Origin of the sequence: Hoeflea sp., assembly GCF_039975035.1 — a bacterium.
GTDB lineage: Bacteria > Pseudomonadota > Alphaproteobacteria > Rhizobiales > Rhizobiaceae > Hoeflea.
In genome coordinates, this window is the sequence record NZ_JBDWHW010000257.1 from 1 (window position 1) to 8,318 (window position 8,318).

The 8,318-nt window shown below is 60.3% G+C and carries 8 protein-coding genes and 1 riboswitch; of the genes, 5 read left to right on the forward strand and 3 right to left on the reverse strand.

The features are described from left to right. Window positions 1-61: 61 nt before the first annotated feature. Window positions 62-478 carry a nucleoside diphosphate kinase regulator gene (gene rnk, locus ABJN75_RS22970; RefSeq protein WP_348441996.1) on the reverse strand — a complete coding sequence of 139 codons (417 nt, stop codon included), beginning with the start codon at window positions 476-478 and terminating at the stop codon, window positions 62-64. A gap of 635 nt (window positions 479-1,113) precedes the next feature. On the opposite strand from rnk, the gene ABJN75_RS22975 reads away from it, so the two are divergent. The 3 genes from ABJN75_RS22975 to ABJN75_RS22985 are packed head-to-tail and all read left to right on the forward strand — an operon-like array spanning window position 1,114 to window position 4,564. After that, window positions 1,114-3,303, forward strand: a complete 2,190-nt coding sequence (locus ABJN75_RS22975; RefSeq protein WP_348441998.1) for an anthranilate synthase — start codon at window positions 1,114-1,116, stop codon at window positions 3,301-3,303. After that, window positions 3,300-3,659, forward strand: coding sequence for a cytochrome c (locus ABJN75_RS22980; RefSeq protein ID WP_348442000.1), 360 nt, complete (start codon window positions 3,300-3,302; stop codon window positions 3,657-3,659). The genes ABJN75_RS22975 and ABJN75_RS22980 overlap by 4 nt, the downstream gene beginning before the upstream one ends. 5 nt (window positions 3,660-3,664) lie before the next feature. After that, a complete protein-coding gene (locus ABJN75_RS22985) occupies window positions 3,665-4,564 on the forward strand; it encodes a cation diffusion facilitator family transporter (protein WP_348442002.1) in 900 nt (299 codons plus the stop codon). A 44-nt stretch (window positions 4,565-4,608) separates the two neighbouring features. Here ABJN75_RS22985 and ABJN75_RS22990 read toward each other — a convergent pair whose 3' ends face one another. Beyond that, window positions 4,609-5,583 carry a threonine/serine dehydratase gene (locus ABJN75_RS22990; RefSeq protein ID WP_348442004.1) on the reverse strand — a complete coding sequence of 325 codons (975 nt, stop codon included), beginning with the start codon at window positions 5,581-5,583 and terminating at the stop codon, window positions 4,609-4,611. Between the two features lie 159 nt (window positions 5,584-5,742). Next, window positions 5,743-6,426: an energy-coupling factor ABC transporter permease gene (locus ABJN75_RS22995; RefSeq protein WP_348442006.1), complete on the reverse strand. Its 684-nt coding sequence runs from the start codon at window positions 6,424-6,426 to the stop codon at window positions 5,743-5,745. A 56-nt stretch (window positions 6,427-6,482) separates the two neighbouring features. After that, a riboswitch (cobalamin riboswitch) is annotated at window positions 6,483-6,693 on the reverse strand. 126 nt (window positions 6,694-6,819) lie between these two features. Between ABJN75_RS22995 and ABJN75_RS23000 the strand changes: the two genes are divergently transcribed. Continuing rightward, complete coding sequence (locus tag ABJN75_RS23000; protein ID WP_348442008.1) at window positions 6,820-7,758, forward strand: DMT family transporter; 939 nt, start codon at window positions 6,820-6,822, stop codon at window positions 7,756-7,758. A 310-nt stretch (window positions 7,759-8,068) separates the two neighbouring features. Then, the coding region (locus ABJN75_RS23005; RefSeq protein WP_348442010.1) for a DEAD/DEAH box helicase at window positions 8,069-8,318 on the forward strand (250 nt) is incomplete at its 3' end.

The following is an 8,318-nucleotide window of genomic DNA, read 5'->3' on the forward strand; positions in this document are numbered from 1 at the left end:
AGACACGACCCTGTCAGCAGAAAAACCCCGAGAGGGTTTGAGAAACCGATCCGCATGATGGTCATTGGGCCAGCGCGTCCTCCCTTGACTGACTGACTTCCACCACGGTCAGATCGTGGATCTGTCCGCTGCGTGTCGCATAACTGATCGATTGGCCGGCCTTGAGACCGATCAGGGCGGTGCCGACGGGCGTCGTGATCGACACGCGCCCATCTTCGATGTTGGCTTCACCCGGATAGACCAGATTGACCGTTTTGCTTTGTTGGCCGTCGACCATATAGGTCACGGAGGATCCCATGCGCACGACAGTGGCGGCGATGGCCTTGTCGCTGACGATACGTGCACGCTCGATTTCTTCGGCAAGGCTTGCCGCAATCTCGGGACTGCGCTGTTCAAGGGCCGCGACAAGATTGCTGAGCCGGTCGTAATCGATCTGGCTGATCGTTATTCTTGGTTTGCGCCGCTTATTCTGCTGCATTGAATTGTCCACGCATTCGTGCGGTCCCGGTCGCTGGCGACACGGGTGCATGTTGATCTGAAAATCTGTGTTGTTTTACGCCGCTTTGCGCGAGATGATCGAACTGCCGTCAGGCAAGATCGGATATCCGCTGAACAACCCCCGCGGTTCGGGGGCGCTGGTCACCGAACCGGGGGGCAGAATCCTGCGATGGGAAAGGCCCTGAAATAACAATCAAACCGGGTTTCGTGCGTTTTCATGGTTTAAATGTGGGATAAGGCCGGTGCGATGTCAAGGCATCCGCGGGCGCCGGGTGACAGGGCGGCAAGACATGGTTTTGCCAAAAGTCACAGCGCCGGGGCCGGGCTTGCCGCGCGACCCGGTGACGGTGGCGAGATGATAGTCGTGGATCTCGTCGCGGTTGCGAAAATGCCAGACCCTTCATCTCCACTTGAAGCGGGGCACTGCCTGCGCTATGAGCTTGATCATGACGATGCATGTGGCACAGAACAATTGGTGGTGGGTTCGCTTCTAGGCGGCCTTGACCACGCGTGTGCGTTAGAGATCAACAAGCCGCCCGGGACCTCACGGTCCGGCGGCTTTTTGTTTGACCCGCCGGACCTGGGTCGCCGGAACGGTTCAAACGGAGTTATGAAATGGGCACGACTGTACTTTCAGACGGCGCGGAGCGGTATGAAACACGCGGCGGGGTGTCGGTGACGCGCAGACGGCGCGAAACGCCTTATGCCGATGCGGTTTCCGATTACGTCGATGCGCTCGACAGCCGGCGCGGCGCAGTGTTTTCGTCAAATTACGAATATCCGGGCCGCTATACACGCTGGGATACCGCAATCGTCGATCCGCCGCTGGGGATATCCTCGCAAGGCCGACGGCTGACGATCGAGGCGTACAATGGCCGCGGCGAAGCGCTGCTTGAAATTCTTGCCAGCCGGCTGACGGGGCATGCGCAGTTCACGGTCTCGTCGCGCGGATCGCGGAGCATCGAAATCGACATCGCCGAACCGGATCGGGTGATCTCCGAAGAAGAGCGTTCACGCGCGCCGACGGTCTTCTCGGTCTTGCGCGTCATTGTCGATCAGTTTCACTCGGATGAGGATGGCAATATCGGGTTTTATGGCGCGTTCGGCTACGATCTGGCGTTTCAATTCGATTCCGTTCCGGCCAAGCTCGACCGTCCCGAAGACCAGCCCGATCTGCTGTTGTATCTGCCGGATGAAATCCTGGTGGTCGATCACCATGCCGCCAAGGCCTGGATCGACCGTTATGATTTTGCGCTGGGCGGAGTGACTACCGAGGGCCGCGACAGCGAGATCGCGCCGGAGCCTTTCCGCCCCTCTGACCGCAGTCCCCAACGCGGCGATCACACGCCGGGCGAATACGCGGAACTGGTCAAGCGCGCCAAGCAAAGCTTCAAGCGCGGAGACCTGTTCGAAGTGGTGCCGGGGCAGACATTTTTCGAGCGCTGCGAAGCCCGGCCGTCGGAAATCAGCCGCAGGCTTAAAAACATCAATCCGTCGCCCTATTCGTTTTTCATCAATCTGGGCCGTCAGGAATATCTCGTCGGCGCGTCGCCGGAAATGTTCGTGCGGGTCAATGGCCGCCGCATCGAGACGTGTCCGATCTCCGGCACAATCAAGCGCGGCGACGACGCGATTTCCGATTCAGAGCAGATCCTCACACTGCTCAATTCCAAGAAGGATGAATCCGAGCTGACCATGTGCTCGGATGTGGATCGCAACGACAAGAGCCGGGTCTGCGAACCGGGATCGGTCAGGGTCATCGGCCGCCGTCAGATCGAGATGTACTCCCGGCTGATACACACCGTCGATCATATCGAGGGCCGCTTGCGTGACGGCATGGATGCGTTTGACGGTTTCCTGAGCCACGCCTGGGCGGTGACGGTGACCGGCGCGCCGAAGCTCTGGGCGATGCGGTTTCTCGAAAACAACGAGAAGAGTCCGCGCGTCTGGTACGGCGGCGCTGTCGGCATGGTCAATTTCAACGGCGACATGAACACCGGCCTGACGCTTCGGACCATCCGCATCAAGGATGGTATCGCCGAAGTCCGTGCCGGCGCCACGTTGCTGTATGATTCAAACCCCGAAGAGGAAGAAGCCGAAACCGAGCTGAAAGCCTCGGCGATGCTGTCGGCGATCCGGGACGCACGGCTTGGCAATGCCGGTTCATCCGCGCGCGAGACTGCGAAGGTCGGCGAGGGGGTCTCGATCCTGCTGGTCGATCACGAGGATTCCTTTGTTCACACGCTGGCCAATTACTTCCGCCAGACCGGAGCCAGGGTGACCACCGTTCGCGCACCGGTTGACGCGGCGATTTTCGACCGGGTGTCGCCCGATCTTGTGGTGCTGTCGCCCGGACCTGGAAGTCCGAAGGATTTCGATTGCGCCGCCACCATCAAGAAGATCCTCGCAGCCGAGCTTCCGGTGTTTGGCGTCTGTCTTGGCTTGCAGGCGCTGGTCGAGAGTTTTGGCGGCAGCTTGCGGGAACTGGCGGTGCCTGTTCATGGCAAGCCGTCACGAATCCGGGTTTCTCCCAACGGGATGCTATTCTCCGGCCTTGCGAAAGAGGTGACGGTGGGCCGCTACCATTCGATTTTCGCGGACTATGCCACAATGCCAAGGGAATTTCGTGTTACCGCGGAAACCGATGACGGGGTTATCATGGCGATCGAGCATGAAAGCCTGCCGGTGGCGGCAGTGCAGTTTCATCCTGAATCGATCATGACCCTGGGTCAGGACGCGGGCATGCGGATAATCGAGAATGTGGTGGCGCATATGGGGCGGCGGAAAAAGGTGGAAGCGGCATGAGACATGGTCTCGAGATGAGAGCGGGGCGGGCGGTGGCGACACTGATGACGCTGGCAATCTGTCTGTCCGCCGGTATGGTTCCGGCACGGGCGCAATCTGATGATGGCCTCGAGGAGGGCCGGGAACTGGTCGAGACCAATTGCGGGAAATGCCATGCGGTGGGCCCGGCAGACGCCAGCCCGCATGAGATGGCGCCGCCGTTCCGCGATTTGTCCGAGCGCTTCCCGATGGATGCGCTGGAGGAAGCCTTTGGTGATGGCCGGATCTATTCGGACCATCCCGACATGCCCGAATTCATCGCCACTCCGACACAGGTCGAAGCCATCATCGCCTATATTGCTTCGTTGCAGGACTAGACCCGGTGCCGCAATCTTCAAGAACGATCCGCCGGCTGGCCTTCTGGTCGATTCCGCTGGCTTTCGGCGTGATGGCGCTGAAGTTTGTTGCATGGCATGTGACCGGCTCGATCGCGCTTTATTCCGATGCGCTTGAATCGATCGTCAATGTGATCGCCGCGACGGCGGCTTTTATCGCCATCGGGTATGCGCAGAAACCGGCGGATACCAGTCATCCCTACGGCCATCACAAGGCGGAGTATTTCTCCGCCGTTCTGGAAGGTGTGCTGATTGTGGTTGCGGCGCTGCTGATCGTCAATGAGGCCGTGGGGGGATTGCTGGAGCCGAAACGAATCGATGCGCCGCTGACGGGCCTGGCGATCAACACGGTGGCGGCCCTCATCAACGGGGTCTGGGCGGCGGCATTGTTGCGGATCGGGCGTCGCCACCGGTCACCTGCGCTGCAGGCTGACGGGCATCATATCTTGTCGGACGTGGTCACCTCGGTCGGAGTGATCTTCGGGCTCGGTCTGGCGCTGGCGTTCGACCAGCCGCGGCTTGATCCGCTGCTGGCGCTGATTGTCGCCTGCAACGTGTTGTGGCAGGGCTGGAAAGTGATTGCCTCATCGGTTGACGGCTTGATGGACCGGGCCATCGATCCGGTGGATGAAAAGCGGATCCAGGACATCATCAAGGCGGAAGCGGACGGCGCCATCGAGGCGCATGATATCCGCACACGCATGGCCGGCCGGGTGTCGTTCGTCGAGTTTCACCTTGTGGTGGATGGCTCCATGAGTGTGGAAAAATCTCACCGCATCTGTGACCGCCTGGAGGCTGCGCTGACCCAGGCGCTTGAGGGTGTCAGGGTGATCATCCATGTCGAACCGGGCCACAAGGCCAAGGACGAAGGCGTTCGGTTGGGCTGAGCGCACCATTGCGGGCCCGGCTCAGCTTTCAGAGGCGGAACCTGTCATCCGCCGAATCTCTCCAACGCCATGCAAAACACAGCCGGGTCGACATTGCCGCCGGAAACGGTGACGATCACGTCCTCGCCTTCGATCTCGTCTGAATGAAACAGAGCGGCGGCCAAGGCGACAGCACCGCCGGGTTCGGCGACAAGCTTGAGCCGGGAGAAGGCAAGAGCCATGGCATGAAGCGCCTCGTCTTCGTTCACCACCAGTCCCGGACCGGCAAGCCGGGAGACAATCGGGAAGGTCAGGTTGCCTGGTTGCGGGGTGATGATCGCATCGCAAAGCGAGCCGGAGAGGCGGCTGTTGCGTTCGATGTGGCCTGACGCCAGGCTGCGGGCCATGTCATCGAAGTCTTCGGGTTCCACCGGGCGTGCCCGCAGGCCCGGGGCGTCGGCCTCGAGCGACAGTGCGACACCGGAGGTAAAGCCACCGCCGCCGCAGCAAACAAGCACATCCGCCTCGGTGATACCCTCCGCTGCGGCCTGTTCGGCGATTTCCAGCCCGCAGGTTCCCTGGCCTGCTATCACCAGAGCGTTGTCATAGGGCACGATCAGCGTCAGGCCGTGCTCTTGCGATAGTTTGGTGCAAATCGCATTTCTGTCGTCTTTGGCGCGGTCAAAAAGAACAACTTCCGCTCCCAGAGCGCGGGTATTGTCGATTTTTGTCTGGGGTGCATCGGATGGCATGACGATGATCGCACGCACTCCATGCCGGCTCGCTGCCAGCGCCACGCCTTGTGCGTGATTGCCGCTGGAAAAAGCAATGACGCCGCGTGCCCGGGCTTCGGGATCCAGTCCCGACACTGCTGACCAGCCGCCGCGAAACTTGAAACTGCCGGTGTGCTGCAGGCATTCGGGCTTGATCCAGACACGCCGCCCCGCGATCTCGTCGAGGAACGGAGAACCGAGCAGCGGCGTGCGCCGGACATGGCCGTCAAGCCGGGTCTGGGCGGCACGGATCATTTCGATGTTCATCCGGATTTCCTCATGTGAATCGTTTGTCAGGATGCTATCGGCGCAGTGGCCGGTATCCAAATCCTTTTGCGGCTTTGGCAGACTCGGATCACCCGATAAACGAAATACGCCGCGCGATACTGATCACGCGGCGTTTGCCAATCTCAAACAGAACGATGTTTATGCCGCCTGATTGTGCAGGCGGTTATGGAACATCGGATTGTCCTGGGTGCCGCTGAAGCTCTTGGCGAGCGCCAGGACACCAAGATCGGCGATTGGCTCAATGATGATGACCAGCATGTAGGCGCCACCAAAAGCTGCGATCTGCGCGAGGTTTTCAGCGCCGAAGCCGTGGCCATACAATGCCCAGAATCCAACCCACATGACGATGCCGCCCTGATAGCTGGTTGAGAGCGCCAGCGCCTGCTTGTAGGAGATATCCTTGTAGGCGGTGCCCGCCGGGATGATGCGCTTGGCAATCAGCGACATGGCATACAGCGGCACCAGCAGTGTGGTGACGTTCATGCCGTATTGCGGCAGGTCAAAGGGGGCGAAGAAGACGCCCTGCATGAGCAGTCCCAAAGCCAGGCCAATAGCCGCAGGGCCGGCACCGAACATCAGATACAGCGTCGAGCCGAGAATGAGATGGACTTCCGAGACGCCGACGGCGTGGTGCGGAAACACTTCAAAAAAGGTAAACACCAGAAGCGTGGTGATGACCGAGCGCACCGCCAGGGCCGAGACACCGCCGTCCTTGCGGATCGTGTCCCACGACATCTTCAACACAAGCCCGCCAGCGGCGGCTGCCGTTGCATAGCTCAGGACAATTTTCGCGCCATCAACGACGCCAGGTTCAATATGCATAACGTAATCCTTTCCGCACCCTTCGTGCGACAGGTTGAATTCGGAAGCCGGTTTCACGGCTTCCCCGAAATCCGGGCAGGTCTCCTGGCTCGCGCTTCATTGCCGTCATCCGCCTTCCCGGATTTCTCCAGTGGCCTTGTGGATGCGGCTCACGCTTACAGTTGCGAGGGCAGCCACGGATCGGGCCCCTTTACGGGTCGTCCCTACCGTGTTCCCCTTTAATCCCGAAGGCTTGGCCTTCATGGAACCCGAACCGCTTGAGGATATTTCCCACCCGGCCGGATTTCAATCTGAAATGCGACTTTGGGGGACGTATTCTGGTTGCCACGGTTTTCCGGCGGATGTTTGCCGCATCAGATTGCTCATCCCGGGTTCGCCTGTTACTCAGCGGACATGAGCGGTGAACACACTGATAAACAACACCTCCTTGGCTCCGGTCTGGCAACGCTTGCGGTGGTTGCGGCTTCGGTCGGGTTTGGTCTGGTTCCCTATTTCGCGCGCACGCTGACAGCCGAGGGGATGGCGCCGCACGCCATCGCCTTTTACCGTTATGCCTTTGCTGCAACGGTGCTGCTGCCGTTTGTCTGGCGGGCCCGTGCCCAATGGATCCCGCTTTGTTGGGGCTTTGCGGCCGGCATCATCATGGGGGTTGGCTGGGTCGGTTATGTCCGCGCGGTCGACATCGCGCCGGTATCAACGGTTGGCGTTCTCTACATGACCTATCCGGTGTTCACGTTGCTGATTGCCTGGCTGATGTTCGGCGACGTTCCGCGACGCCGAGCCATCCTTGCATCGCTGATGATTGTTGCCGCAGCGGTGCTTGCAACATCGCCGGATGCGATCACTGCACAGCAGGTGCCTGCGCTGATGCTGTCACTGGCGGCACCGATGGGGTTTGCCTTCGGCATCAATGTGCTGGTTCACAAACTCTCGGTTCTCAGACCGGTGGTGCGAATTGCCAGCGCCAGCCTTGGTTCGGTTCTGGGACTGTTGCCGCTGATGGCGACGACACCGGTTGCCGCTCTGTTTCCGGTCACGGTTTCCGGCTGGTGGCTGGTGGCTGGCATCGCCTTCGGCTCGGCGCTCATTCCACAATTGCTCTATACGGTTGCGGCGCCGATTGTGGGGACAGCGAGAGCGGCAATCGCCGGCAGTTTCGAATTGCCGACAATGTTTCTGGTTGGCTGGTTTGCCTTTGCCGAGCCTGTCGGAACCGCCCAGTGGATTGCCTGCGCGATCGTGATTTCGGCAATTGTTCTAACTCCCGGCAAACCTGTTCGCAGCCTTGTTGCCAACGTCGTGGTGCAGGGTGAGCGGCAGTCGAGGCGTTAAGCCTGTTTGTTGCGTTGCAATATTATATGAGGCTTTCGCCTTGACACAGCCGCAATTGTCAGGCCTAAGGGGGCAACTGGATAGGGGCCCAATCGGCCGCTGCACGCATCTTCGTTGACTGGCGTGTTCTGACTTCCCCTAACGTCCACCCTTAAATTTTCGCGTCGGCCAGCGGCGATGCGCCCAACCCGAACTCCTCCGATTGCGGTTTGACCGTAGCCGGCGGAACATTTGTGATCGGGCATGGTCCGCGACTGGCGACGCTGAAGCGTACGCCCCGACGTATGCCCAAAACTTCGAAAGACATTACATGCTATTTTCCGAACTCGGTCTGTCCAAGGCCCTTCTCGACACGCTTGACGGTTTGCACCTGACGACGCCGACACCGATTCAGGTTCAGGCTATACCGCCGGTTCTCGAAGGCCGTGACGTCATCGGCCTGGCCCAGACCGGCACCGGCAAGACCGCAGCTTTCTCGCTGCCGATCCTGCACCGCCTGGCGCCCGGCAAGAAAGCCGCGCCGAAGAAAGTGCGCGCGCTGATCCTGTCACCAACCCGCG